At 71.4% G+C, this 25,875-nt stretch carries 16 protein-coding genes; 5 read left to right on the top strand and 11 right to left on the bottom strand.

The window, feature by feature from the left end; genetic code table 11:
• Positions 1 to 341: 341 nt before the first annotated feature.
• A complete protein-coding gene (locus ALI22I_RS31085; RefSeq protein WP_077009068.1) occupies positions 342 to 776 on the bottom strand; it encodes a universal stress protein in 435 nt (144 codons plus the stop codon).
• Positions 777 to 1,006: 230 nt separating this feature from the next.
• On the opposite strand from ALI22I_RS31085, the gene ALI22I_RS31080 reads away from it, so the two are divergent.
• Positions 1,007 to 2,272, top strand: coding sequence for an MFS transporter (locus ALI22I_RS31080; protein ID WP_143532518.1), 1,266 nt, complete (start codon positions 1,007 to 1,009; stop codon positions 2,270 to 2,272).
• Here ALI22I_RS31080 and ALI22I_RS31075 read toward each other — a convergent pair.
• On the bottom strand, positions 2,257 to 3,477 hold the full coding sequence (locus ALI22I_RS31075) for an MFS transporter (protein WP_077009066.1): 1,221 nt from the start codon (positions 3,475 to 3,477) through the stop codon (positions 2,257 to 2,259). The genes ALI22I_RS31080 and ALI22I_RS31075 overlap by 16 nt on opposite strands.
• 396 nt (positions 3,478 to 3,873) lie before the next feature.
• On the opposite strand from ALI22I_RS31075, the gene ALI22I_RS31065 reads away from it, so the two are divergent.
• Complete coding sequence (locus ALI22I_RS31065) at positions 3,874 to 5,571, top strand: cholesterol oxidase substrate-binding domain-containing protein (RefSeq protein WP_077009064.1); 1,698 nt, start codon at positions 3,874 to 3,876, stop codon at positions 5,569 to 5,571.
• Between the two features lie 3 nt (positions 5,572 to 5,574).
• Here ALI22I_RS31065 and ALI22I_RS31060 read toward each other — a convergent pair whose 3' ends face one another.
• The 3 genes from ALI22I_RS31060 to ALI22I_RS31050 are packed head-to-tail and all read right to left on the bottom strand — an operon-like array spanning position 5,575 to position 9,160.
• Entirely contained in the window at positions 5,575 to 7,659 is a 2,085-nt protein-coding gene (locus ALI22I_RS31060; protein WP_077009063.1) for a xanthine dehydrogenase family protein molybdopterin-binding subunit, read from the bottom strand.
• Entirely contained in the window at positions 7,656 to 8,660 is a 1,005-nt protein-coding gene (locus ALI22I_RS31055; protein WP_077009062.1) for an FAD binding domain-containing protein, read from the bottom strand. Before ALI22I_RS31055 ends, ALI22I_RS31060 begins: the two co-directional genes overlap by 4 nt.
• Positions 8,657 to 9,160: a 2Fe-2S iron-sulfur cluster-binding protein gene (locus tag ALI22I_RS31050; RefSeq protein ID WP_077009061.1), complete on the bottom strand. Its 504-nt coding sequence runs from the start codon at positions 9,158 to 9,160 to the stop codon at positions 8,657 to 8,659. Before ALI22I_RS31050 ends, ALI22I_RS31055 begins: the two co-directional genes overlap by 4 nt.
• A 223-nt stretch (positions 9,161 to 9,383) precedes the next feature.
• Here ALI22I_RS31050 and ALI22I_RS31045 point away from each other — a divergent pair, with 223 nt between their 5' ends.
• Both ALI22I_RS31045 and ALI22I_RS31040 read left to right on the top strand, forming a co-directional pair.
• Positions 9,384 to 11,786 carry a glycoside hydrolase family 95 protein gene (locus tag ALI22I_RS31045; RefSeq protein ID WP_238598670.1) on the top strand — a complete coding sequence of 801 codons (2,403 nt, stop codon included), beginning with the start codon at positions 9,384 to 9,386 and terminating at the stop codon, positions 11,784 to 11,786.
• Positions 11,787 to 11,852: 66 nt separating this feature from the next.
• Positions 11,853 to 12,437 carry a hemerythrin domain-containing protein gene (locus ALI22I_RS31040; protein ID WP_238598669.1) on the top strand — a complete coding sequence of 195 codons (585 nt, stop codon included), beginning with the start codon at positions 11,853 to 11,855 and terminating at the stop codon, positions 12,435 to 12,437.
• A gap of 101 nt (positions 12,438 to 12,538) precedes the next feature.
• On the opposite strand, the gene ALI22I_RS31035 is transcribed toward ALI22I_RS31040, so the two are convergent.
• From ALI22I_RS31035 to ALI22I_RS31025, 3 genes are all read right to left on the bottom strand, one after another.
• A complete protein-coding gene (locus ALI22I_RS31035; RefSeq protein ID WP_077009059.1) occupies positions 12,539 to 14,410 on the bottom strand; it encodes a rhamnogalacturonan lyase in 1,872 nt (623 codons plus the stop codon).
• Between the two features lie 239 nt (positions 14,411 to 14,649).
• On the bottom strand, positions 14,650 to 15,354 hold the full coding sequence (locus ALI22I_RS31030; protein WP_143532517.1) for a DUF6250 domain-containing protein: 705 nt from the start codon (positions 15,352 to 15,354) through the stop codon (positions 14,650 to 14,652).
• 143 nt (positions 15,355 to 15,497) lie between these two features.
• Positions 15,498 to 17,735 (bottom strand): ATP-binding protein, encoded by a 2,238-nt coding sequence (locus tag ALI22I_RS31025; RefSeq protein WP_077009057.1) that lies wholly within the window; start codon positions 17,733 to 17,735, stop codon positions 15,498 to 15,500.
• A gap of 284 nt (positions 17,736 to 18,019) precedes the next feature.
• On the opposite strand from ALI22I_RS31025, the gene ALI22I_RS31020 reads away from it, so the two are divergent.
• Positions 18,020 to 18,973 carry a hypothetical protein gene (locus ALI22I_RS31020; RefSeq protein WP_077009056.1) on the top strand — a complete coding sequence of 318 codons (954 nt, stop codon included), beginning with the start codon at positions 18,020 to 18,022 and terminating at the stop codon, positions 18,971 to 18,973.
• On the opposite strand, the gene ALI22I_RS31015 is transcribed toward ALI22I_RS31020, so the two are convergent.
• From ALI22I_RS31015 to ALI22I_RS31005, 3 genes are read right to left on the bottom strand one after another with little or no spacing between them, the layout of a single operon-like run.
• Positions 18,948 to 19,808: a TIR domain-containing protein gene (locus ALI22I_RS31015; protein WP_077009055.1), complete on the bottom strand. Its 861-nt coding sequence runs from the start codon at positions 19,806 to 19,808 to the stop codon at positions 18,948 to 18,950. The two genes, ALI22I_RS31020 and ALI22I_RS31015, sit on opposite strands and share 26 nt — an antisense overlap.
• On the bottom strand, positions 19,792 to 22,410 hold the full coding sequence (locus ALI22I_RS31010; protein ID WP_077009054.1) for a CHAT domain-containing protein: 2,619 nt from the start codon (positions 22,408 to 22,410) through the stop codon (positions 19,792 to 19,794). The genes ALI22I_RS31015 and ALI22I_RS31010 overlap by 17 nt, the downstream gene beginning before the upstream one ends.
• A complete protein-coding gene (locus tag ALI22I_RS31005; protein ID WP_077009053.1) occupies positions 22,400 to 25,591 on the bottom strand; it encodes a hypothetical protein in 3,192 nt (1,063 codons plus the stop codon). Before ALI22I_RS31005 ends, ALI22I_RS31010 begins: the two co-directional genes overlap by 11 nt.
• Positions 25,592 to 25,875: the final 284 nt, after the last annotated feature.

The following is a 25,875-nucleotide window of genomic DNA, read 5'->3' as shown; positions in this document are numbered from 1 at the left end:
TCCGCCTGGTATGACATCGATGGACGCCTCCGAATGGCGGTGCCGCGGTGCCCCACACGGCCCCACCACCACGCGGGCACCCATGACATCGGGAAAACCGTCCACGCTCTGGACGACGAGCTTGGTCGGATCTCCGTGGATGCCGACCGCAGGCTGGCCTTTCAGGCGGGGTACCCCATCACGGCATGACCTGGCCAGCGGAAGCGGCACACGTGGATCGTGGAGGGAGGGACTGGCTGTCCGAAATGGACTGTCGTGGGCCTGTGGGGCACGGCGGGCAGGGCGGCTCGTCGGGGAGGTGCAGGGCCGGCGGAGTCAGGTGGCCAGGACCGCGGTGCCGGCTACCGGGTGTCGGGCGGGACGACCACGATCGGGCAGGTGGCGTGGCGCAGGCAGTTCGTGGCGACGCTGCCGAGCAGGACCTCGGGCAGGCGGCTGTTGCCGTTCGTGCCGATCACGAGCAGGTCGGCCTGCCGTGCCGCCTGGGTCAGGGTGGTGGCCGCGTCGCCGATGATGGTGACCTCGGTGACGCGGGGTGCGTCCGGCACGGTGGCGCGGACGTCGGACACGATCGCGTGCAGCTCCCGTGCGGGGTGCCGGCGGCCGGGGGTGTCGGCGTGCGGGTGCACGCCCAGCGAGCTCGCGACCACGAACTCCGGCTCATGCAGCCACGCCATCATCGCCTCCACCCTGTCCCCCGTCCGCACCGCCTGCGTCAACGCCCAGCGCAGCGCCTTGCGGCTCGCGGGCGAACCATCCACACCGACCAGGATCATGGTGTCCTCCGTTCCGCTGCCTGAAGCGTGCGCGGACGGGGTCGGTGCGGGTCAGGGGCCAACGTCACGAGGCGTAGGGCCGATGTGCCCCGAGCCCGTCGCCGGAGGCGGCCTTCCTTCATGATTGGCACAGCCTCCATGATTGCCACAGCGTGCATGATCGGCACGGCGAGGAGACCGGTCGGGTGACGGTAGCCGACTTCGATCCGGCGACGCAGCGGGGGAGCGGAATGGTCGCAGTGCTGGGCGGTCTGCGGGGCGGTCTGGGTGCGCATCGGGACCTGGCGGTGCTGGCCGCCGGATCGGGGGTGTCGAGCCTCGGCGCGCAGCTCACGCTGATCGGGTTCACCACCGAGCTCGCCGGTGCCGGGGCGTTCGCCGTCGCCGGGCTGTTCGTGGCCGTCGCCCTCGGCGCGGTGCTCGGCACGCCGGTCGCCGGGTGGGCGGTCGACCGGTTCCACAACCGGTACCTGCTCGCGGTGACGGTGTGCACGCAGGTGTTGCTGCTGGTCGGCCTGCTGTTGGGGCACGCGGACCTGCCGGTCGTCTACGGGCTGGTGACGTTGCTCGGGGTGTCCGGCGGCGTGGTGCGGACGTGCGCGTCCGTGCTGATCCCGCTCGCCACCGGCGAGGACGACTCGGTCGGCGGCTACGCGTGGCTGTCGTCCGCGCAGAACACCGGGTCCGTGGCGGGCATCGTGCTCGGTGGCGTGATCGCGGCCGGGCCGGGGATCGAGGTGGCGTTGCTGCTCGACGCGGTGGCCGCGTTCGTGCACCTCGTGCTGGCCCTGCGGCTGCGGGTGGACCGTGATCCGGGGCAGGACGACGGGAGCGTGGGCGGGCCGAGCAGCCAGTGGAGCGGGCTGGTGCTGCTGCGCAGCGACCGGTTGCTGATGGGGCGGGTGGTGGCGCAGACCGTCGGTGGCATCGCGGTGGCCATCGCGCTGGTCAACGGGGTGTTCCTGGTCCTCGGCCCGGTCGGCGGCAACGAGTTCACCTACAGCGCCATGCTCGTGTGCTGGACGGCCGGCCTGCTGTTCGGGGCGAACCTGAGCCGCCGCTTCACCACCGCTCGGGCGCTGGTCGCGGCGTTCGCCACCGGCAGCCTGGTGATGGCGCCGGCGTTGGCCGCGCCGGCGTTGGTGCCGCACGTCCTGGTCAACGCGGCCGCGTGGCTGGTCGCGGGCGCGTGCAGCTCGGTGCAGAACGTCACGCTGAACGCCCTGGTCCAGCTCAGGACACCGGACGCGGTGCGGGGACGGGTGTTCGCGGCGGTCGGCGCGGTCACCGTCGGCGGCGGCACGGTCGGCGTCCTGGCTGCGGGTGCTGTCGTCGGCGCGGCCGGTCCGCTCAGGGCACTGGCCGTCGCGGCGGTGTTCGCGGCGCTCGCGGGCCTGATGGCGTGGCTGGCCTTCTTCCGCCGTGACCACCTGCGCGGGTCCGTCGTGTCACCGGACTTCGAACCCTCGGCCCACGACCGTCAGCGGATGTCCTGATCCGCGGGCGCGCGGAACTCGCGGACGTCGCGGGTGGCGAGCATCGCCAGAACGGCCACCACGCACAGCACCGCGCCCCCGAGCACGACACCGGCGGGTGCGAACGCGACCGCGAGGAAACCCGCCAGGACCTGTCCGAGCGGCAGCGCGGCGAAGGAGCCGAGTATGTCGTAGGAAGTGACGCGGGACAGGGCGTTCGTCGGCACGTGCTGGTGCAGCGCGGTCTGCCAGACCACGCTGAACACACCGATTCCGACGCCCGACGCGAACGCGGCCACGGCCAGCGCAGCCGGATGGGGCGCCAGTGCGAGCACGCCCAACGGCGGCACGTACCCGAAGAGCCCGAACACACCGACCAGCAGCGGGCGCGCCGGGTCGAACCGCATCATCACCGCGGAGCCGACGAGGAGACCGGTGGTCGTCATCGCCAGCACCACGCCCCACCAGCCGCGGCCGAACGTGTGGTCCGCGATCACCGGTCCGAGCGTCACCCACGCGCCCGCGTAGGCCATGTTCGTCACCGACGCGCCGGCCACCACCACCCACAGCCAGCGGCGTGAAGCGAATTCGGACCACCCCCGCCGGATGCCGGTCAGCAGCCCACCGGATTCGGACCGGTCGGTAGCAGGCAGTTCCAACCGGGCGAACAGCACCGCCGCGACGGCGAACGAGAACGCGTCGATCGCGATCGCCCACCCCGACCCGACCGTCACCACCAGCACGCCGCCCACCGCGACACCGCCGATGCGGGTGCCGTTGTTGGTCAGGCTGAACAACGCGTTCGACTGCCGCAGCACGTCGCTCGGGACCACTTGGGGGAGCACACCGTGCGAGGCGGGCATGGCGAACGCCGTCGCCGCGCCGTTGACGGCCTCCAGCACGACCAGCCACCACACCGGCGGCCGTCCGCCGAGCAGCAGCGCCGCCACCACACCCTGCGACACCGCCGACAGCACGCCCGCCGCCACCAGGACCTTGCCACGCGGCAGGCGGTCCGCGATCGCGCCGCCGACGAGGAGGAACGCGAGCAGGCCGATCGTCCGCGCGGCCAGGACCTCACCGAGGTGCAGGGCCGAGCCGGTCAGGTCGAGGACGGCGAAGGCGAGCGCGATCGGTGCGATGCCGTTGCCGAGCGTCGAGATCAGGCGGGCCGCGATGAAGATGCGGAACTGCCGGTGGCGAAGGGGAGCGAAGGCGGTCGTCAACGTGACGCCGTCCGTCGGGGAACCCGGGACACCAGGCCGACGCTATCGGGTCTGATCGCCCGGCGACCGCGTGCTCGACGCCGACCCCGGACGTGGCGGCGCGTCAGTCCGAGGTCGCGGCGAAGGGCAGCACCGTCATGCCCTTCGACCTGGACAAGACCACCCACCGCTTCACACCCCGTCCGGACGGCCTGCTCCAAGAGGTCGTCGCCGACGAACCTGCCGACACCACAAAGCGGTCCGGAAAGTTTCCGCAGATCTTCCATTCATCTCGGCTTCGCTCGATCAGGTGATCGACGGTGAACGCGCGCGCCAAGCGAGACGGGCTGCCGCTGTTCGGCCTAACCTCCCGCCGGCGGAGGGCACGGGCGTGTGGGTACCCCTATGGTACGAACCATGAGCCAGTACGGCGATGCCTTCTCCCGCCGTCTTTTCCTCGGAGCCTCTGCCGTCGCGTGGTTGCCCATCGGTGCCCTGGCGCCGGGTGAGGTCGCGGGTGATCCGCCGCCGGGGTTTCCAGCGGGAATCGACTTGTACCGCCAGGCGTACGAGAACTGGGCCGGGGAGATCCGGACCGACGAGCTGTGGACGTGCGTGCCGCGGACCGCCGATGACGTGGTGGTCCTCGCGAACTGGGCGCACAGTCAGAACTTCACCTTGCGACCACGGGGTTTCCGGCACGGGTGGGCGCCGCTCACCGTGACACCGGGCACGACCGGCGCGGACCGGGTCGTGTTGGTGGACACCACCCGGCACCTCAAAGCCATGACGGTCCTGCCGGGTGCGGTGCGGGTGCAGACCGGTGCGTCGATGGACGATCTGCTGGCGTTCCTGGAGGACGCGGGCCTCGGCGTGACCAACACCCCGGCGCCGGGCGACCTGACCGTCGGCGGGGTGCTGGCGATCAACGGCCACGGCACGTCCGTCCCCGCGATCGGGGAGACCCGGGCACCCGGCCACAGCTACGGCTCGCTGAGCAACATGATCATCTCGCTGACCGCCGTCGTGTGGGACGGAAGCCAGTACCGGCTGCGGACGTTCCAGCGCAGCGAGCCGGAGTGCGCCGCGTTGCTCACCCACGTGGGGCGCGCGTTCCTGACCGAGGTCACCCTGCGCGTGGGCGCGAACCAGAACCTGCGCTGCGTCAGCCGGGTCGACATCCCCACCAGCGAGCTGTTCGCCCCGCCGGGCAGCGGCGCCACCAACACCTTCGCGAGCTTCCTCGACCAGGCCGGTCGGATCGAGGCGATCTGGTTCGTCTTCACCGACCACCCGTGGCTGAAGGTCTGGAGCGTGTCGCCGACCAAGCCGCTGACGTCCCGACCGGTCACCACGCCGTACAACTACGTCTTCTCCGACAACGTCCCCCAACCCGTCTCCGCCCTCGCCGACCTGCTCATCAACGGCTCCTGGCTGCTCACCCCGACGTTCGGGCAATTGCAGTACACGACCGCGGCCACCGGGCTGACCGCGACGCTCAGCACGGACCTGTGGGGCCCGTCGAAGAACCTCCTGCTCTACGTCAAACCGACCACCCTGCGCGAGACCGCGAACGGGTACGCGGTGCTGACCAGCCGCGCGGAGGTGCAACGCGTCGTCAGCGAGTTCGCCACGTTCTACGAAGACCTCCTGCACGCCTACGCCGCACGCGGGCTGTTCCCCGTCTCCGGTCAGGTGGAGATCCGCGTCGGCGGACTGGACGACCCGGCGCACGTCGGCGTGCCCGGCGCGCAGTCACCCGCGCTGTCGGCCGTGCACCCCCGCGAGGACCACCCCGAGTGGGACGTCGCGGTGTGGTTCGACGTGCTGACGTTCCCGACCGCGCCCGGTGCGGCGGCCTTCTACCGCGAGTTGGAGCAGTTCTTCTTCACCAACTACTCCGGCTCGTACGCGGCCACCCGCGCCGAGTGGTCCAAGGGCTGGGCCTACACCAACGAAGCCGCCTGGGCCGACCAGACGATGCTCACCACCACCGTGCCCGACACCTACCGCCAGGGCCCGAACCCGACCTGGGACGCCGCGCTCGCCACCCTCAACACCTACGACCCGCACCGGGTGTTCAGCAACCCGTTCCTGGACGTGCTCCTGCCCTAGAAGTCACTCCAAGAAGTGGTCCAAGGTCAGGGGCAGGTCGCGGACGCGGACACCGGTGGCGTGGTGCGCCGCGTTGGCGATCGCGGCGGCGGTGCCCACGATGCCGATCTCGCCGATGCCCTTGGTGCCCATGGGATTGGTGTGCGGGTCGTGCTCCTCGACCCAGTGAGCCTCCACGTGCGGCACGTCGCTGTTGGTGGCGATGTGGTACTCGGCGAAATCGTGGTTGACCACGTGCCCGAAGCGCTCGTCCAGCACGCTGTGCTCGTGCAGCGCCATGGACAGGCCCATGGTCATGCCGCCGATCAGCTGTGACCGGGCCAGCCGCGGGTTGACGACCCGCCCGACGGCGAACACGCCGAGCAGCCGGGGCACCCGCACCTCACCGGTGTCGGCGTGTACCCGGACCTCGGCGAACTGCGCGCCGAACGCGTGCATCGCGTACTCCTCGCCGACATCGTCCTCGGGCATCGCCGCGCTCGCTTCGGCGCCCTCGGCGGGATGATCGCCGAACGTCCGGCGGAACTCCCGGGCGGCGGCCACCACGGTCGAACCCCAGGACGTGATGCCGGACGAACCGCCCGCCACCGACGCCCTGGGCCGCGCGGTGTCGCCGATCCGCATCTCGACGTCGGTGAAGTCCGCGCCCAGCGCGTCGGCGGCGATCTGCGCGAGCGAGGTCCACGTGCCGGTGCCGATGTCGACGGCGCCGATCGACACCAGATAACGCCCCGGCGCGGTGCAGCGGACCGTCGCGACCGAACCCGGTATCCGGTTCACCGGATAGGTCGACGCCGCCACCCCGGTCCCCATCAGCCAGCCCGATTCCGCACGGGCGCGCGGCGCCGGGTCGCGGTGCTCCCAGCCGAACCTGCGCGCGCCCTCACGCAGGCACGCGACCAGGTTGCGGCTGGAGAACGGCTTGCCCGTGTCCGGGTCCACGTCGGGTTCGTTGCGGATGCGGAACTCGACCGGGTCGAGGCCGCAGGCGATCGCCAGTTCGTCCACCGCGACCTCGGGCCCGAACATGCCGGGGCACTCGCCGGGCGCGCGCATCCACGACGGCACCGGGACGTCCAGCGCGGCCAGCCGGTGGGTCGTGCGGCGGTTCGGCGCGGCGTACACGGTCCGGCTGGGCACGGCGGTCTGCTCGGCGAACTCCTTGATCCGGGCGGTCTGGCCCACCGCGTCGACCGCGACGACCGCCAGCCGCCCGTCCGCGTCGCAGCCCAGCCGGACCCGTTGGATCGTGGGTGTCCGGTAGCCGACGAGGGAGAACATCTGCTGTCGGGTCAGGGCGAGCTTGACCGGCGTGCCGGGCACCGCCTTCGCGGCCAGCGCGGCGATGATCACGTGGACGTGCACGGTGCCCTTGGAGCCGAAGCCGCCGCCGACGTGCGGCGCGATCACGTGCACCCGCTCCGGCGCGAGCCCCAGGACCCTCGCGGTCGACTCGCGGGTGGTGTGCACGCCCTGCGTCGACTCGTACAGGGCGAGGTCACCGTCCAACCACAGGGCCGTGGTGGTGTGCGGCTCCAGCGGGTTGTTGTTGTACCAGGCCGTGGTGTACGTCTGGTCGAGCGTGAACGGGGAGTGGGCGAGTCCCGTCCCGATGTCACCCTGTTCGGTGTCGGTCGCCGAGCCGCCATTCACCTTCTCCGGCGCGTAAAGATCATCGCGATCGGCGCTCAGGTGCACGTCGTGCGGCCGTTGGTCGATCTCGACGCGGACCAGCGCGGCCGCGTGCCGGGCGATCTCACGGGTGCGCGCGACCACCGCGGCCACGACCTGCCCGCGGAACGCCACCTCGTGCGACTGGAACGCCGCCAGCTCGGCGTCGTCGGTGGACGCCAGGCGCGGCGCGTTGTCCGGCGTCAGCACGGCGAGCACACCGTGCAGGGCCTGCGCGGCGCTCACGTCCACTTCGGTCAGCACACCGCGGGCGACGTCCGCCTGCACCAGGTGCACGTACGCGGGGTCGGACACGCGTTGGTCACCGGCGTAGCGGGCGGTGCCGGTGACCTTGGCGGGCCCGTCGACCCGCGTCGGCGACTGGCCGAGCACACGCGGCCGCAGCAGGTCCGTCATCGTTCCTCCCGGCTCAACCCGCGCAGCGCGGACACCACCGTGTTGCGGGCCAGCGGCACCTTGAAACCGTTGCCCGCCAACGGCGCCGCGCCCGCCAGCTCCGCCTCCGCCGCACGGCGGAACACCTCCTCGTCGGCGGGCGAACCGTCGACGGGCGAGCCGCGCAACACGTCCTCCGCCCGTCGTGCCCGCCACGGTTTGTGCGCCACCCCGCCCAACGCGATCCGCACGTCCCGCACGACGCCGTCCTCGACCCGCAGCACGGCCGCGACGGACACCAGCGCGAACGCGTACGAGGCCCGGTCGCGGACCTTCCGGTACAGCGAGCGCGTCCCTTCCGGCAGCGGCGGCAGCTCCACCGCCGTGATCAGGTCGGACGGGGACAGCACGGTGTCGCGGTGCGGCTCGTCGCCGGGCAGCCGGTGCAGCTCGACCAGCGGGATCACCCGCCGCCCCGACGTGCCGAGCACGGTCACCTGCGCGTCGAGCGCCGCCATCGCCACCGCCATGTCCGACGGGTGCGTGGCCACGCAGTGCGCGGACGCGCCCAGGATCGCGTGCTGGCGCGTGTAGCCGCCGATCGCCGAACACCCCGTGCCCGGCTCCCGCTTGTTGCACGGCGTCGACAGGTCCTGGAAGTACGCGCACCGGGTCCGTTGCAGCAGGTTCCCGCCGGTCGTGGCCAGGTTGCGCACCTGACCGGAGGCGCCGGACAGCAGCGCCCGCGCCAGCACGGGGTAGTCGCGCCGGACCGCCGGGTGCGCCGCCAGGTCGCTGTTGCGCACGGTCGCGCCGATCCGCAGCCCGCCGTCCGGCAGTTCCTCGACCGCGTCCAGCGGCAGCCGGCTGATGTCGACCAGCACCTCGGGCGCGGCGACACCGAGCTTCATGTGGTCCACCAGGTTCGTCCCACCGGCCAGGAACGCCACCCCGCCCCAACCCGTGGCGGCGGCGACTGCGCCGTCCACGTCGGGCGCGAGCCGGTAGTCGAACGGGATCACCGCGCACCGTCCCGCACCGCGTCCACGATGTTGACGTAGGCGCCGCACCGGCACAGGTTCCCGCTCATCCGCTCCCGGATCTCCTCGTCGGTCAACTCGACCGGCCCGGTCAGGTCGTCGGTGGCCACGCTCGGGTGGCCGGCCTCCACCTCGGCCAGCATTCCGAGCGCGGAACACACCTGGCCCGGCGTGCAGAACCCGCACTGGAACGCGTCCCGCTCGATGAACGCCCGCTGCATCGGGTGCAGCCACTCGCCGTCCGCGAGCCCTTCGGCCGTGGTGATGTCGGCCCCGTCGTGCGCCACCGCGAACGTCAGGCACGTGATCACCCGCCGCCCGTCGAGCAGCACCGTGCACGAGCCGCACTGACCGTGGTCGCAGCCCGTCTTGGGCGCTGTCGCCCCGATCCCGTCGCGCAACGCGTCCAGCAGGGTCATCCTGGTGTCCACGCGCAGACGCTTGCGACGCCCGTCCACGCGCAGCTGGATCTCACTGTCCACGGCCGGCTCCTCCGACTCGGAATTCCTCCGGGGCTTCCCGTGCGTCCGCAGGTCAATCCCGGTGCGACCGAAAGATGTCCACCCATCCGATGTATCGAGGTCGAGCGCTACGGCAAATGGGCCTTTCCTGCGTCGGGAGGTTTCGAGAGTTCGGATGTCTTGTTACCGTCACGGCCAGCCTCGATCGCCGCCCGCGGGTGAGGTCGTCGGTCGTGGAGGAAGCGTGAAACGGATACGCAGCAGTGTGGCAGCGGTCGTCGTCGTGGGCCTGTCGTTCGGCGTCGCGGTCCCCGAGTCGGATCAGGCGGTAGCGGCGGTGGATCGAGGAATGCTCACGTTGTGGTACGACGAGCCGGCCGCGGACTGGGAGCGGGAGTCGCTGCCCATCGGCAACGGCGCGCTCGGCGGCGGGGTGTTCGGCACCGTGGCGCGGGAACGCGTCCAGCTCAACGAGAAGACGCTGTGGACCGGCGGTCCCGGTTCGGTGCAGGGCTACGAGTTCGGCAACTGGACCAGTCCTCGACCGGACGCCGTCAGCGGCGTCCAGGAGCTGATCGAGCGCGACGGCCGGGTCGCGCCCGACACCGTCGCGGCGGCGCTGGGCCAGCAACGCCGGGGCTTCGGCGCCTACCAGCCGTTCGGGGAACTCGGTCTGGCACTGACCGACCCGCCCGACGCGGTCACGAACTACCGCCGTGACCTCGACCTGTCCCGCGCGGTCGCCTCGGTGTCGTACGAGGCCGACGGCGTCCGGTACACCAGGGAGTACTTCGCCAGCGCCGCCGACGGCGTGATCGTCGCCCGGCTGTCCGCCGACCGGCCGGGCCGGATCGGCTTCACCGCCTCGATCACCGCACCGGACAACCGCTCCCGGCGGACCACGGCGAGCGGCGGCCGTTCGACGTTCACCGGTGCCCTGCACGACAACGGGATGCGCTTCGAATCGCAGCTCCAGGTGCTCAACCGGAGCGGGCAGCGGATCGACAACGCCGACGGCACGGTCACCGTGGCCGACGCCGACAGCGCGGTGCTGGTGTTCGCGGCGGGCACCGACTACGCCGAGGACTACCCGACCTACCGCGGCCCCGACCCGCACCAGCGCGTGCGGGCCGCCGTCGACGCCGCGTCGGCGAAGGGCTGGCCCCGCCTGCTCGACGCCCACCAGCGCGACTACCGCAGGCTGTTCGACCGCGTGCGCCTGGACATCGGGCAGCGGCCGGTGGACGTGCCGACCGACGAGCTGCTGCGCGGTTACGCCACCGCCCCGGCCACGGCCCGGCGGGCGCTGGAAGCCCTGTACTTCCAGTACGGCCGGTACCTGCTGATCTCCTCCTCGCGGTCGGGATCGCTGCCGGCGAACCTGCAAGGGGTGTGGAACAACTCGGTGTCGCCGCCGTGGAACGCGGACTACCACACCAACATCAACCTCCAGATGAACTACTGGCCCGCCGAGACCACGAACCTCTCCGAGACCACCGGGCCGCTGTTCTCCTTCGTGGACGAGCTGCGCGAACCCGGCGCCGTCACCGCCCGGCAGATGCACGGCAGCCGCGGCTGGGTGGTCAACAACGAGACCAACCCGTTCGGTTTCACCGGTGTGCACGACTGGGCGACCGCGTTCTGGTTCCCCGAGGCGGGCGCGTGGCTGGCGCAGCACTACTACGAGCACTACCTGTTCACCCGGGACCAGCGGTTCCTGCGCGAGCGGGCGTACCCGGTGATGAAGGAACTCGCCCAGTTCTGGCTGGACGGGCTGAAGGTGGACCCGCGTGACGGCACACTCGTGGTCACGCCGAGCTACTCGCCGGAGCAGGGCGACTTCTCCGCCGGCGCGGCCATGTCCCAGCAGATCGTCCGGCAGCTGTTCACCAACGTCGTCTCGACCGCCGACGTCCTCGGTGACAGCGTGTTCGGCGCCGAGGTGCGCAAGGCGCTCGACCGGCTCGACCCCGGCACCAGGATCGGGTCCTGGGGCCAGCTGCAGGAGTGGAAACAGGACTGGGACGACCCCACGAACACGCACCGGCACGTGTCGCACCTGTTCGCGCTCTTCCCCGGCAACGGCATCGGCACCCTGAAGACACCGGAACTCGCCGAAGCCGCCAAGACCTCGCTGACCGCGCGCGGTGACGGCGGCACGGGGTGGAGCAAGGCGTGGAAGATCAACTTCTGGGCCCGGCTGCTGGACGGCGACCACGCGCACAAGATGCTGGCCGAACAGCTGATCGGCAGCACGACCGCGAACCTCTGGGACACCCACCCGCCGTTCCAGATCGACGGCAACTTCGGCGCGACCTCGGGCGTGGCCGAGATGCTGCTGCAAAGCCAGGACGGCGTGGTGCACGTCCTCCCGGCGCTGCCGGGGGAGTGGCGCAACGGCTCGTACACGGGCCTGCGGGCCCGCGGTGACGTCACGGTCGACGTGAAGTGGGCGGACGGCGTGGCCGAGGAGGTCACGCTGACCACCGGCCAGGACGGCACCGTCACGTTCCGCAGCACCCTGGTCCGCTCAGGCGTCCGGCTGACGGACGTGCAGACCGGACGGCAGGTGCCGGTGCGCACGGACGGCGACTCGGCCACGTTCACCGGTCGGGCCGGCCACCGCTACGTCGCGACGGCCCGCTGAGCCGAGGAGGTGTAACGGTCGGCGCGGCGGGAACCCATCCGGGTCGAACCGATGTGGGAGGTTCCGATGAGCACACGCCCCGAGACCATGCCGGAGAACGACGTGGTCGAACTGCTCCTGCACCAGCACGTGGAGATCCGGCGACTGTTCACCGAGGTGCGCAACGCCGCCGAGTCCGACCGCCGGGAGGCGTTCGACCGGCTGCGCCGCCTCTTGGCCGTGCACGAGACGGCCGAGGAGATGATCGTGCACCCGGACGCCCGGCGCGTCCTGGACGACGGCGACCGCGTGGTGGACGCCCGGCTGGAGGAGGAGAACGCGGCCAAGCGGAAGCTGGAGGAGCTGGAGCAGATGGACCCGGCGGAGCCCGGGTTCGTCAGCAAGCTCACCGCGCTGGAAGCCGCGGTGCTCGACCACGCGGCACACGAGGAACAGGAGGAGTTCCCGCGCATCAAGGCGGCGCACAGCAGCGCCCGGCTCAAGGCCATGGGCGTGGCGGTGAAGGCGGCCGAGGCGATGGCCCCCACCCACCCGCACGCCGGTGTGGAGTCCGCGAAAGCGAACGTGCTGGTCGGACCGTACGCGGCGATGATGGACCGGGCCGGCGACGTGATCCGCCAGACCATGCAGCGGTCCTCCGGCGACCAGTGACCAGCGACTAGCGACTAGCGGCCGGCGATTGGAACGGCCGACGTGCTCGGCGGCGACGTCGTCACCGCCGAGCACGTCGGCCCCGGCCTGTTCGCGGCGCCCTAGCCGATGTGGAAGCTCGGGTGCGGCGGCTGGTTGTACGCGGTGTTCTGCCAGGCGACGGCGACCCGGTACTGGCGGTCCTGCATCAGCGAGGGCCGCGAGATGCTGGTCGTGTCGGTGGTCGAGTAGATCCGCAGCTTCGTGTTGTCCGACGTGCGCCAGATGACCTCCTCACGCCAGTCGCCGAGGATGTCGGCGGACAGCGCGGGCGTCGACTTGCTGCCGTTGTTCGACGACACACCCGACCCGGTCAGCAGCCGCGTGTCACCGCTCGTGCCGTACTTGTCGATGCGCGTGCCGTCGAGCAGCTCCCGCTGTGCGTCACCGTCCCACCACACCAGGAAGTTCACCGACGACGGCTTGCGGCCCACGGTGCCGCCCGAGGCGTTGAGCAGCGCGTCGGGCGCGCCACCGCCGGTCGCCCAGAACTCCGCGCCCGCGTTGCCCGCGTAGATGTCGCCGGCGACACCGCGACCGGGCCCCTCGGCACCGGTGTTGTTCGGCTTGGTGAAGATCATCGCGCCGGTCCGGGCGTCGTGCAGGTCCAAGCCGGTGGTGCCGCTCTCGTGGATGTCGAACACCTCCAGACCCGACCGGCTGGGCACGAAGTCGCCCACGTGCAGCGCGTCGCCGTGGCCGAGCCGCGTCGTGTACATCCCGTAGCCGTTGTCGTCGATGGTCATCGCGCCGTAGATGATCTCGTCACGACCGTCGGCGTCGACATCGGCGACGGACAGGTTGTGGTTGCCCTGGCCCGCCCAGGTGGAGCCGTTGGTCGAGCTGTTGCTGTCGAACGTCCAACGCCGGGTGAGCTGGCCGTTGCGCCAGTCCCACGCGGTGATCACGGACCGGGTGTAGTAGCCGCGGGCCATGATGATGCTCGGCCGCGAGCCGTCCACGTACGCCGTGCCGGCCAGGAACCGGTCCACCCGGTTGCCGTAGTTGTCGCCCCAGCTCGCCACGTTCCCGCGCGGCGGCACGTAGTCCGCGGTGGCCAGCACCGCGCCGTCACTGCCCCGGAAGACCGTCAGGAACTCCGGCCCGGTCAGGATGTAGCCCGACGAGTTGCGGTGGTCGGCGCTGGAGCTGCCGATCACCTGGCCGGTGCCCGAACGGGTGCCGTCGGCGGTCTTCATGACCACCTCGGCCCGGCCGTCACCGTCGTAGTCGAACACCTGGAACTGGGTGTAGTGGGCGCCCGCGCGGATGTTGCGGCCGAGGTCGATCCGCCACAGCCGGGTGCCGTTGAGCCGGTAGGCGTCGATGAAGACGTTGCCGGTGTAGCCCGCCTGCGAGTTGTCCTTTGCGTTGGTCGGTTCCCACTTCAGCACGATCTCGTACTGCCCGTCACCGTCGAGGTCGCCGACGCCGGCGTCGTTCGCGGTGTAGGTGTAGCTCTCCCCGGACGGTGTGGTGCCGCCCGCCGGAATCTGCAACGGCACGTCCCGCGTGCTCGCCGCGATGCCGACATCACCGTCGGTCGCGGTGAATCGCAGGGACTCGTCGGCGGCCGACGCGGTGACTTGTTCGGCACCGCCGACGACCGGTCGGACGACGTAGTCGGCGTTCGCCGGCGCGCCCTTGTCGACGTAGTTCGACGACGTTATCGGTGTGGCGTTTACCTTCGTGCCGCCGCGGTAGAGGTTGAAGGCGGTGCCCGGCGCGTCACTCACCAACACGCGCCAACTGATGTAATTGCCCTGGCCGGTGCGGACGCTGACCACACCCCGGTTCAGGCGCTCCACCTGCTGGATCTCCGGTGCCGCAGCCGGTTCCGGTGCGGCCGAGGCGGATACGGCGGTGGACGTCGAAACGGACGCCGCCACCAGGACGGCCGCGGCCAGCCCGCGACCGAGATTGCTTGCACGCACGTTACCTCCACATTTTCGATAACCCCGTTGTTTCGACGTGGAAAGGAGTGGCGGCGAAGTCTTCAGGCGTCGATGACTGTGTGTAGCGGCTTGGTCCAGGACCGTACACAGGGCGGGGTAACCCGCGCAACGGCCGGTTCTCCGGAATCCATTCCAGGGCGGGAGGTGTCTCAACAGGGATTGATCGCGATGTCATTCGAGTCGAATGGAGTCGAATGTGGTGGCGGGGCTGCTGTCGGTCAGGCCTTGCCGGTGGCCGGGCGCCAGACCTTGAAGTCGGTGATGGTGAAGTGGCTGTCGATCGTGCGGAAGGCGAACCAGCCGCTGCGGTAGGGGCTGGGGTCGGTGTAGTCGAACAGCAGTGTGCCGTTGACCCGGTACTGGATTTTGTTGCCGTGGACCGTCTGCCTGATGTGGTACGGGCGGTTGGGCTCCAGGAGGGGGGAGGTGAGGTCGTAGATCAGGGGGCGGTTGCCGGGTTCGCCCACGTATCGGCGGAAGCGGGTGGTGGTGTTGGTGTTGCCGCCCAGGCCTGCGTAGTAGCCCTTCAGGTAGTCGTAGTCGGTGAAAGCGCCGGTGCGCTCGGTGGCGAACAGGTCGCGTGGGGAGCGGATGTCGCGTGCGCTCCAGAACGTGTTGAGGTCGCTGACGCGGTCGTTCGGACCGCCCGCCGACACCGGGACCGCGGTGTACTCGATCTCGTAGGAGCCGCTGAACGGCTGCTTGAACCAGACGGTCGCGCCGTCGGGTACGTCGATGTCGAGTCGGCCGTTCGACGCGGTGACCGTGCCGCCGGCGAGCAGTTCGGCCGTCCACTTGCCCGTGCCGGAACGGAAGTCGTCCTGGGCGATGAGGGTCCGCCTCCCACTGCCGGCCATCGCCGAATCAGCGAGTGATGGTGGAGTGAGCAGCACCAACACCGCCAGCGCACAGACACCTGACACCGATGCACGTCGCCACATAAGCGCCTGCTCCAAGGGCTCGGGCACTCCCGGGCGGCGGGTGCTCCCGGCTTGGCGGGGCGGGCAGGAATGCTGTGATCGACGCAATCGTATCGGGAGCGTGTGTAGGTGAATGCGTAGAAGGATCACTCCGACGCGGGACGTGCCGCCAGCGCACGCCTGACCCGTTCCTCGCCCACCATGAGCGGGTCGAGGGGGTTGGTCGCGGCGGAGGTCCAGAGGCGTTGGGCGGTTTCGTGGTCGCCGGTGGTGGCGGCTACGTTGCCGAGGCCGGTTTCGGCTCTGGCCACCTCGTGGCTGCTGCCGCAGCGGGCGGCGGTGTCGGCGGCGCGTTCGTACCAGGTCACGGCGGCTTCCAGCCCGCCCGCGCGGAAGTGGGTCCAAGCCAGGCAGTTCAGGGCCATGGCCAGGTCCAAGTCCAAGCCCAGGGCGAGGAATTCGTCGTGGGCCTCGACGCCGTGGCGCAGGGCGTCCTCGAACGCGCCCAGTTCGGTCTCGGTCAACGCCATCCCGCGCAACGTGATCGCGGCATTGCGCCGGGCGCCGGTCCGGCGGTACGACTCCAGGGCGGTGCCCATGTCCCGCAACGCTTGAGCGTGATCACCCAGGTACAGGTTCACCCAGGCCAGGTTCGACAGGGCGCTGACCATGCCGTGCTCGTCCGCCGAAGCCCGGAACAGCGCCAGCGCCTCCTCGTAGTGCTCCGACGCGGCCTCCAGGTCACCCCGGTCCACGTGCGCCATGCCCAGGTTGTTCAACGTCATCGCCAACGCGTTCGTGTCACCCGCCGCCCGCGCGGCGGCTACCGCCAGTCGATGGGTGTGGATCCACGCGTCCCACAGCTTGGTCCGGAAGAAGAAGTCCCGCAGCAGGAACGCCAACTGCCAGCACTTGCGGTGCCACCCCCGCGCCGACGCCATACCGCACAGCGCCACCAGGTTCGGCCACTCCACGTCCAGCCACGCCACCGCCGCCTCGCCGTCGGTGAACCCCTCGATCACCGGCGGTGGGTCGTCCAGGTCCAACGCGGGCCGGTAGCGCTGCGGCACGAGCAGTTCGTCGGTCGCCGCCGTGGTGGCCAACGCCAGGTCGAGCAACCGGCGCACGGCGGCGTCCTGGTCGGCGGCCGGGAGCGCGGGCAACGCGTGCTCGATCGCGAACGCCCGCATCAGGTCGTGGAAACCCGTGTAACCACCGGGGCGCTGCGTGACCAGGTACGCGTCGTGCAGCCGGGCCAGCAGCCGCTCGGCCTCGGCGACGCCCACCCCGGCCAGCGCGGCGGCACTGCGCACACCCACCTCACGCCCCGGGTGCAGGGCGAGCAGGCCGAACATCCGCTGCTGGTCGGCCTCAAGTCCCCGGTACGACAGGGTGAACGCGGCCGTGACGCTGCGCTCGCCGTCGTCCAGGGTGCTCAACCGGACCGCCTCGTCCGCCAGCCGCGTGACGAAGTCCGCCAACGTCCACATCGGACTGCTCCGGAACCGGGCGGCGGCGATCCGGACGGCCAACGGCAGCCGTCCGCAGTGCTCGACGATGCGCGCCACCAAGTCGTCGGCGGAGGCAGAGGTGGAGGCGGACGCGGGGGCGGGCACCCGTTCGCCGGCCACCGCGCGGAACAGTTCGACGGCCTGCGCGGTGGACAGCATGCCCACCGACACGTGCACCGCGTCGTCCAACGCGTTCAGGCGGTTCCTGCTGGTGATCAGCACTCGGCACCTCGGTTCGGCCGGTAGCAGGGGCATGACCTGCCGGGCGCTGCGGACGTTGTCGAACACGAGCAGCATCCGCTTGCCCCGCAGTCTGTCGCGGTAGAAGTTGGCCCGGTCGTCCTCGTCGCGCGGCGCGTCCTCGGCGGGCACACCGAGCATCCGCAGCAACCGGTCCAGCACGTCGTCACCGGCCGGCGTGCTGTCACCGGGGGTGAAGCCGCGCAGGTCGAGGAACAGGCAGCCGTCCGGGAAGTGGGCTTCGGCCGTCCACGCGGCGCGCAGCGCGAGCGACGTCTTGCCCACGCCCGCCATGCCGTCGAGCACGCACACCGTGGCCGGACCGTCGACCAGCACCGCCCCGATCCGGCGCAGTTCGGCGTCCCGCCCGGTGAAGTGCGACGTCACCGCCGGCAGCCCGGAGAACCCCACCGGTTCGGGCGCGGCGACCAGGGCCGCCAGCGCGCCGCCCGCACCCAGCACGGAGTCGCACGCCACAGCGAATTCCCGGTTCGCTGTGGCGTGGCCGTTCTCCACCTTGCTCAGGTGGCTCTTGCTGTAGTGGATCCGCGCCGTCAACGCCGCCAGCGACAACCCCGCCGCCTCACGTCGCCGCCGCAGTTGTCTGCCGAACTCCGTCGCCCGATCGGTCACCGGCGCATTATCGCCCAGCGCATGGTCAGCCGAACGGGAAACCGCAGATCAACACCAGGATGGCGTGCGTGTGCATAACCGGCTCACCTCCACGTCCGCGGCCCGGACCGAAATTCCCGACAACCAGAAGGATGCCGATTCCGGTCAAGCCCGGACAGTGGTTTCCAAGGGCAGGAAACAATCGGAAACCCGGAAACACCACACGGCCGGCGCCGATCTCCACGTGCCGTGGACCGGTCCGTGGCACGCTGTGCGGGCAAGCGTTACGCGGGTGGAGGTGCGGGGTGGAGATCAGCGTCGCCGAACTCGTCGCCGCCCTGAAATCGCTGCGCAAAGGGCGCGGCATCGAGAGCGCCGATGTCGATTCGCGGGTCGCGCCGCCGCTGCGCCGGCTCGTCGGCATCGAGGACGGCGACGGGCCCGCGCAGGTCAGGCGCCGGCTGCGGGACTGGCTCACGGCACAGTCCCGCGGCCTGCCCGAGGACCTGAAGGCGGCGGCGAGCCTGGCGTTCGGGCTCGACGGCGACGCCCGGCTCTACCAGGAACGGGTCCGGTCGGTGGCGCTGCGGATCGACCGCGACGACCGCACCGCCCGCCGCCGCATCGACGACGCCCTGCTGCGGATCGCCCAACGCGCGCTCGACCCGGACGTCCGCCGTCCCGTCCCCGACCTGCCGTGGCGCACCGCCGAACTGAGCGCGGTCGTCGTGCTGGACCTGCCGGTGCCGGAGGTGGTCGAGCGGCGGCGGATCGTCGCCGAACAGGACGGGCTGACCGAGGTCGAGCTGTCGGTCACGCTGGAGCCACCCGACCCCGGCCGGGGTCCGCTGGGCGACGTCGGCCTGGACGTGCTGTACGGCGGGGTGCTGACCAACCGGGCCCGCAAGTCCACCAACCGGATCGGGTTCGCGCTGCGCCTGCCGGAACCGTTGCGGCGCAACGACGAACACGAGTACTCGTTCCGCATCAAGCTCTCGCCGGAACGCGGCATCGCGCCCTACTACGTCTGCACCCCGCGTTTCCCGTGCGCGCTGTTCCGCCTGCACGTCCGCTTCGGCCCCGGCCGGGCGCCCGGCGCGATCTGGCGGCTCCAGGACACGCTGCCGATCGAGCTGAACGACCCGGAGTCGAGCCGTGAACCGGTCACCGCCGACGCCTCCGGTGAGGTGCACCTGAGTTTCGCCGACCTGAAGCCGAACCTGTCCTACGGCATCACCTGGCACGACGCCGGGGGATGAGGTGGTCGAACGCCGACTTGACCAGCGTCTGCACCATCTCCGCCGGCAGGCCGCCGGACGAGCCCTGGCGGAACTCCGTCTTGGCGAAGGCGCCGCCGGGCCCGAACGACTCCATCCCCACCTTCAGATCGACGGTGTCGCCATCGGCGAGACCGGCCAGCGCCGCGATGCCGTCCGGGATCGGCTGATCGTCCTTGAGGAGCTCGTAGTCGAACCTGAGCCCCACGGCCCCGTCGAACTTCGTCTCCTGATCCGGTAACGCGAGCGCCAACCGCACCGCGTTCTTCAGGTTCCGGCCGGTGGTCGCGGCGGGCACCTCGACCGGGTGCGCCACGGCCAACGCCTTGTTCCGCACGTACACCGTGATCATCGGACCACCCGCGGTGGGCAGGCCGGGCGGCGGCAGCACGGGCGTACCCACGGCGGAGTCCCGTCGCCACACCGTGGTCAGCGCGTCGGCGATCTTCACCAGGTCACCACCGGCGTCCAGGTACTTGCGCGGCGCGAGGAGAGTCGGCAACGGGGTGTCGTCCAGCCGGACCACGAACAGGAAGCACCGTCGCTGGTCCAGGTCACGGGCCAGTGCCGCGGTCCACTCGGCCGCCACCCACTTGCGGTTGACCGTGTGCCGCGACCACAGCAGCACGAAGCGGTCGGACTCCTCGATGCCCTGGTTGATCGCGAGCAGCAGGTCCGCGCCCGGCTCGATGCTCAGCTCGTCCACGAACGAGGTGAAGCCGCGCGCGCCGAACTCCTTGGCGAGCAGCCTGGCCGAGTCGCGGTCGTTCCCGGCGAACGACAGGAACACGTCCGGGTGGTCAGGGGTGTGCGGCACGACGCCTCCAGTTGTCGATGTTGCGGCGCAGCACCCGGCGGACCGGCCCCGCCGCGGTCTGCCACCCGGGATCGCCGTAGACGGTCCAGCACGCCCAGCGGGCCGGGTGGTCCTGGTCGGGCAACGGTTTCAGGTCACCGTCGACGCGCACGTGCACCACGACGTTGCGGCGCACGACGTCGTCCTGAGCCCGTTTCAGCGCGACGTCACGCGGCAGGTAGCGGGTGTAGCCCTCGAACCGGTCCAGCACGGTCGCGGCGACCGCGTCGTCCGCCACCCACCTGGCCGCGACGACCGACGCCGCGCCCGCCTGCACCGCGGCCCGCACCAGCCCGACCGGCTCGTCCCGCCCGACCCGGTTGGCCATGCCGGACTCGCACGCGCCCATCACGAGCGTTCCGCAGCCGCTCAGGTCCAGCTGCCGCAGGTCGTCGGACCGCAGCCGACCGTCCGGCCCTTCCGGGGCGAGTTGCAGCCATGACAGGGCCGAGTCGTCGCGGTCGTGCTTGCCGTGGCTGTCGATGCGCACCTGGTGGTGCCGATGGCGTTCCAACTCCGCACGCAGCCTGTCCGTGGTGGCGCGGTCGCCGTCGAGCACGGTCCGGCCGGGCCGTTCCCCGGCCGCGGTGAGCCGGGCGTCCGGTGGGCTGACCAGCAGCATCCGGTCGCCGCGCCGGGACCGTGACCGGCGGTGCAGCGGACGCCGCGCGGACAGGCACGGCAGGTCGGACAACGCGAACCGGTCGCCGATCCGCCGCTTCTCGTCACCGGGCAGCACCAGGGCGGCGAACGGCACGTCCGACAGCACGCCGCCCGCCACCACCGCGATCCGGTCCACGTGCGCGGGCAGTTCCTCCGCCAACGGGGCCAGGTCCAGCACCTCGGCGATATCGGTGAGGCTGCGCTCGAACTGGCCGGTGGCGATGCCCAGGTCCAACACCTCCTCGCCCCACCAGGCCTTCAGCCCGGTCACCGCGGCCACCAGCCGGTCCCGGTCCACCGCCACCGACCAGTGGCGCAGCGTGCCGCGACCGAGCACCACGTGGTGCACGCGGTACGGCGTGGCGTGCAGCATCCACACCACCTGGGACTTCGGCAGGTCGCGGGTCACCTCGCCCACCCACCGCCAGGCGCCGTCCAGGTCGCTCACCCGGGGCAGGTCGCGGACGAAACCCGTGCCGCCGGGCAGCAGGCCGTCCAGGATCGTCGCGCCACGCGCGTGTTCCATGGCGACCACGATCCCGGCCACGGCCTGCCGGTTGTCGTTCGTCACCGCGTCGTCGGCCGCACGGAGGCGCTCGTCGTGCTCGTCGGCGGCCGACAGCAGCATCCGCACCCGCACGGCGTCGCTGTCCTGCCGTTCGGCCACCCGCTCCTCCAGCCGGTGCGCCTCCACCCAGCACGCGTCCGCCCGGTCGTCGGCCTTGAGCTTGAACAACGCCCGGCCGAGCAGCCGCAACGCGAACACCCGCGTCTCGGTGAGCGCGGTCGAGCCGGCCCCGTCGGCGGCGGCGGTGAGCTGGCCGACGGCCTCGCGCAGGAACTCCTCGTCACCGGACTCGTGGTGCCTGGCCAGTTCCAGCTCACCGGCGGTCAGGTGCCACGCGGCCACGTCACGTTCGCCGCGGGCCCGGTCGCGCAGTTCGAGGAGCAGCTTCTCCGCCTGCGCCAACCGCCCGGCGACGAGGAGCCTGCGGGCGTACTCGATCCGCCGCTCGAACCGGGGCGACCTGGTCGGATCGGCCACGCCCTCGGGCGACAACCGGTCCACCTCCCGCCGTGCCGCCGCCGGATCGGGTGACTGCGCGGCGGCGTCGAGCAGCATCGGGCGCAGCCGCTCGGCCAGGTCCGGCCGGCGGGTCAGCCACAGCAGCACGGTGAGCTCCGCCAGCACGGGCAGCCGCAGCGACGGGTCGATCTCGGTGCGCTCCAGGCACTCCAGCAACGTCCGGTAGGCCTGCTCGTACCGCAGCTCACGCCGGAGGGCCAAGGCGCGCACCAGATATTCGGCGGTGGTGCGCGGCGGCGGCCCGGACACCGCGTCCGACGCCGCCGACTCCACGCCCTGCCGCACGGCGAGCATGAGCAAGTCGCCGTCGACACCGGCCACGCCGTTCTCGTGGTCCAGCCCCAGGAACGCGTCCCTGGCCTGGGACAGTGTCCGTTCGGCGAGCACGAGATCGCCCTGGTCGGCGGCGACCAGGCCCTCCAACCGCATCAGCCGCGCCTGGTCCTGGCGGTCGAGCATGGCGCCGCCGTCGAGCGCGACCCGGATCGCCTTCACGTCGTCACCGGCCCGCGCGTGATCACCGGCCGCGCTGCTGATCTCGGCGCGCAGCAACAACAGCTCGACGTGGTCCCGACCCAGCGGCTCGAAGTACTCCTCGCACCGCTGGGCCGCCCGCGTCACCGCGCCCAGTGCCAGCAGCGTGGCTGTGTGGTCGATGGCGACGGACTCGGCGAGCGAGCCGTCCGCCAGTTCGAAGACGGTTTCGTAGGCGGCGTCGGCCTTGCCGACGTCGGCCCGGTCGACCGCTTGCCGTGCCGCGGCCAGCGCTCGCCCGATCAGGCTGCCCGGGTCGACCTCGAAGTCACTCGTCATCGCACCCGGCCGGTTCGTCGTCGGTGTCCGGGCAGATCAGCAGGACGGTCGCCCCGGCGCCGGTGGTGCTGCCGGTGCTGCCGCTGGTGCCGGTCGTGGTGGTCGGCGCGGGCGAGGTCACGGTGGGTTGGTTGCCGCCGTTGGCGATGCTGGTCAGGTTGCGCGGCGGGTTCACCCGCAGCCACTCGGCGCCGCCGTGCGACCGGACGTCGGGCCGGGTGACGACGTCGAGCACCGGTTGGCCCACCACGACGGCTTCCCGGACCCGCACCTTCGTGTCCCGCGGAATCGTGCCCACCGCGATCCGGCCGTTCTCCATCGTCAGCGAGGAGCGGAAGCTCTCGTGCACGTACGGGTCGGTGGCGGGCTGGTCGACGGCCTCGCCGAGCGTCATGTCCCGACGCGGCCCGACGTCCAGCGAGCCCTTGTCGATCAGCAGCGCGTGATCGCCCTCCAACCGCACCAGGATCTTCCGCGACCCGTCCCCGTGCACGGCGCTGCGCACGTGGAAGGCCCACGCGTCGTTGCCCGACACCAACCGGATCTCCGACTCGCCGACCAGCGCCAGACCGTCGTCCAGCAGGCGGATCGGCCGGTAGAGGCCGTCCTTGGCGGCCACGGCCTCGTTCACCGCCGTCAGCACGCGGGGGAAGTCGGCGGTCAGCGCCATGCCCTCCGCCGTGCCGCCGAGGACCGGGTCGTCGGCCGGGTAGCGGACGTGATCGCCCACCACGTGCACGGTCGAGGACTCGCCGTTCTTGGTGGTCACCTTCACGGTCCGCGCGTCGCCGGCCGGACGGTCCGCGAGCACCGCGACGGCGGCCTGGTCCGCGGCGGCCGGCGTGACGTCCACCCAACTGTCGGCGGGCGGCTCGGTGCTCCGCTTGAGCGTGCCGTAGAGGAACCGCGGGTCACCGCCGCCCGGACTGGGCGCGCCGAGCCGGAACGTCACGTCACCCGGTGGCGGCTGGTCACCGCCGATCGACACCGACCACTCGCCGTCCACGCGGTGCTCCACCCCGCCCGTCGGGTCCCGGAACGTGTGCAGCACACCGTCCTTCGCCGGCGGGAGGACATCGGGTGACGCGGACAGGCGGCTCTGGAACGACTCCAGCGCGATGCGCGCCCGGTCCAGCACACCGCGCCGCCACTCGACCGTGACCAGCCCCCGGTCCTTCACCGCGGTCAGCTCGCCGACCTCGTGACCCAGGTACTCGGCACGCTGCGAGACCCGGCCGTCCTTGGCGTCGATCCGGGTCTTCACCGCACGGGTGCCGTCCACCATGAGCTTCAGGCCGCCGAGGGCCACCACCTTGCGCGGACCGCCCACCGCCTCGACCGTGACCACGTCGCCCGACGTGTCGATCCGGTGCTCCAGGCTGTCGACCACCTTGCCGTCGGCGTCCAACGCCTTCTGCTTGACCGAACCCTTGCCGGTCGCCGGGTCGAAGCTGGAGTCGCCGCCCGCGCCGGCCCGGTTGACCGGTCCCGGCAGGTTTGCGCGGTCCGCCTCGGCGCCCTTGCGGGCGATCACGTCGCCGAGCGACACGCCGCCGTAGATCGTCTGGTAGCCGCAGCTGTCGAACGTCTTGGACGGCGCCTGGAGGACGGCCTCCTCGGTGGCCGACGGCGGGCTGATGAACCGGATCGGCGAGCGTTCGCGCAGGTCCCCGTTGCCCGCGTACCACTCGGCGAAGCTCAGGTCGGACCGGATCTCCGAGTCGGACAGCTGCGGCAGCCGGGCCGAGGTCTTCGCGACCAGCCACTCCAGCGCGCCGCTCCACCGCATGATCTGGTCCAGGCGCTGGTACTGGGGCTCGTAGTCGGCCACCGCCTGGTAGTTGCGGTCCCACCACTTCAGGCCCCGGCCGAACGCGTAACTCGGCTCGACCTCGCCGCCGTCGCCACCGTCGGACCGGGAGAACAACCGGGTGGACTGCGCGCCGATGCTGACCGACTTGTCGTCGAACGCGAACGCGGAGTCGTTCTGCCCCAGCCACAGTCGGCCGCTCTCGCTGAGCGCGCCGGTGTCGCAGTGGCTCCACGGCGTCCGCGCGTCCGGGTCGGGCAGGAAGCCCTCCACGGCTTTCGCGGGCACGCCGGTGCCCACCCCGATCGACCAGTCCTTGGCGATGTAGTCGGTGTAGAAGAGGGTGACGCCGATGGTGGTGCCGGCCAAGCCGCCGTCGTACCGGGCCTGGCTGTAGACCGACTGGCCGTTGATCGCGCCGAGCAGGCCCCACAGCTGGACCCGGTCGTCGGTCAGCCCCAACTGCGCCAGCTCCCCGGCCGGCACGCTGTTGTCGTACAGGGCGAGTTCGATGTAGCCGGCGAGTTCGTCGGAGGAGGCGAACGGCGAGCCGACCCAGACGTCGCCGAGCACCCGGTCGATCAGCTCTCCGCTGATGTTGGGCAGCGCGACCCGCAGGTCCTCGGGGGTCTCCGGCGGTCCGGGGTCGAGCGAGAAGCCGGGGGTCGACGACTGGCCCAGGTAGCCGCGCTGGAGCGTCGACACCTCCTCCAACGTCAGCCCGGCGCCGTTCTCGTCCGGCCAGTTCCAGCCGCCCGCCCAGATCCCGCCGTCGCGGGCCTCCAGCGTGGACAGCATCTCGGTCTTGGCCAGGAAGTCCGTCAACGCGGCCTTGTCGTCCACGCGCATCGACACGTAACCGTTCGCGGCCCGGATGTCGGCGGCGGACGCGGGTTCCTCGGCGGTGATGTCGATCGTGCCGGTCTCCGGGTGCACCGTGTACGGGTGCACGCGGACCCGCTGCGGGTCGCCGCCGGAGTCGGTGCGGTGCTGGTCGAGCAACTGCCCGATGGTGCGGGCGCGGTGCGGGTCGTCGGTGGCCACCAGCAGGTGCAGCGTCTCGCCGTCGAACAGCGAGCGCCCCGGCCCGGTGCTCTGGCGGGACAGGTCGCTGAAGCCGTCGTCACGCATCGGCAGCGTGTCGTAGGCGGTGTCCCTCAGCTTCGCGCTGTCCAGTTCCAGGTGCGCGGCGAGCGCGGTGCGTGCCCAGTCCCGCGTCTGCGCCTTGGTCTCCACCGGGTCCAGTCCGTTGAGCCGGCCGGCCGCGCCCGCGTAGGACACCACGAAATCGGCGCTCTCGGGAGGGGCGGGATCGCGTTCCTCCGGGTCCCCGGTGCAGCTCGTGAGCAGTACCGCCGTGAGTAACAGCATGGGTGTCGAGTGGAGCCGATTGCGCATGGCGGTCCTTCGGCCTACGGCTGAATAGGGCGACTGGAATAGTGGTGCACCAGCATAGCCGGGGCCGGAAGGACCACTGGGCCGACCGAATTCGTGTCAGGTTTGTGTCCGGAAGTTGTCCGCCGGCGTACTTCAGGTCATGAGGACAAGGGATTCGCCGTACGGGTGGTTCCCCGATAAATGCGGTTGCTCCATGGCGGTTGCTCCATGGCGGTGACGGGTGCTTCGGGACGGCGAAAGGCCGACGGCCCGGAGCG

The sequence above is a fragment of the Saccharothrix sp. ALI-22-I genome (assembly GCF_001984175.1).
Classification (GTDB): Bacteria; Actinomycetota; Actinomycetes; order Mycobacteriales; family Pseudonocardiaceae; genus Actinosynnema.
Note: the sequence above shows the minus strand (reverse complement) of the source record. Positions and strands in the feature narration are given on the sequence as shown.

Bases quoted from the DNA above. Each gene is read 5' to 3' on its own strand.
- ALI22I_RS31040 (WP_238598669.1), top strand. From the start codon at position 11,853: ATGAGCACACGCCCCGAGACCATGCCGGAGAACGACGTGGTCGAACTG.
- ALI22I_RS31010 (WP_077009054.1), bottom strand. From the start codon at position 22,410: ATGACGAGTGACTTCGAGGTCGACCCGGGCAGCCTGATCGGGCGAGCG.
- ALI22I_RS31060 (WP_077009063.1), bottom strand. From the start codon at position 7,659: ATGACGGACCTGCTGCGGCCGCGTGTGCTCGGCCAGTCGCCGACGCGG.
- ALI22I_RS31005 (WP_077009053.1), bottom strand. From the start codon at position 25,591: ATGCTGTTACTCACGGCGGTACTGCTCACGAGCTGCACCGGGGACCCG.
- ALI22I_RS31080 (WP_143532518.1), top strand. From the start codon at position 1,007: ATGGTCGCAGTGCTGGGCGGTCTGCGGGGCGGTCTGGGTGCGCATCGG.
- ALI22I_RS31085 (WP_077009068.1), bottom strand. From the start codon at position 776: ATGATCCTGGTCGGTGTGGATGGTTCGCCCGCGAGCCGCAAGGCGCTG.
- ALI22I_RS31065 (WP_077009064.1), top strand. From the start codon at position 3,874: ATGAGCCAGTACGGCGATGCCTTCTCCCGCCGTCTTTTCCTCGGAGCC.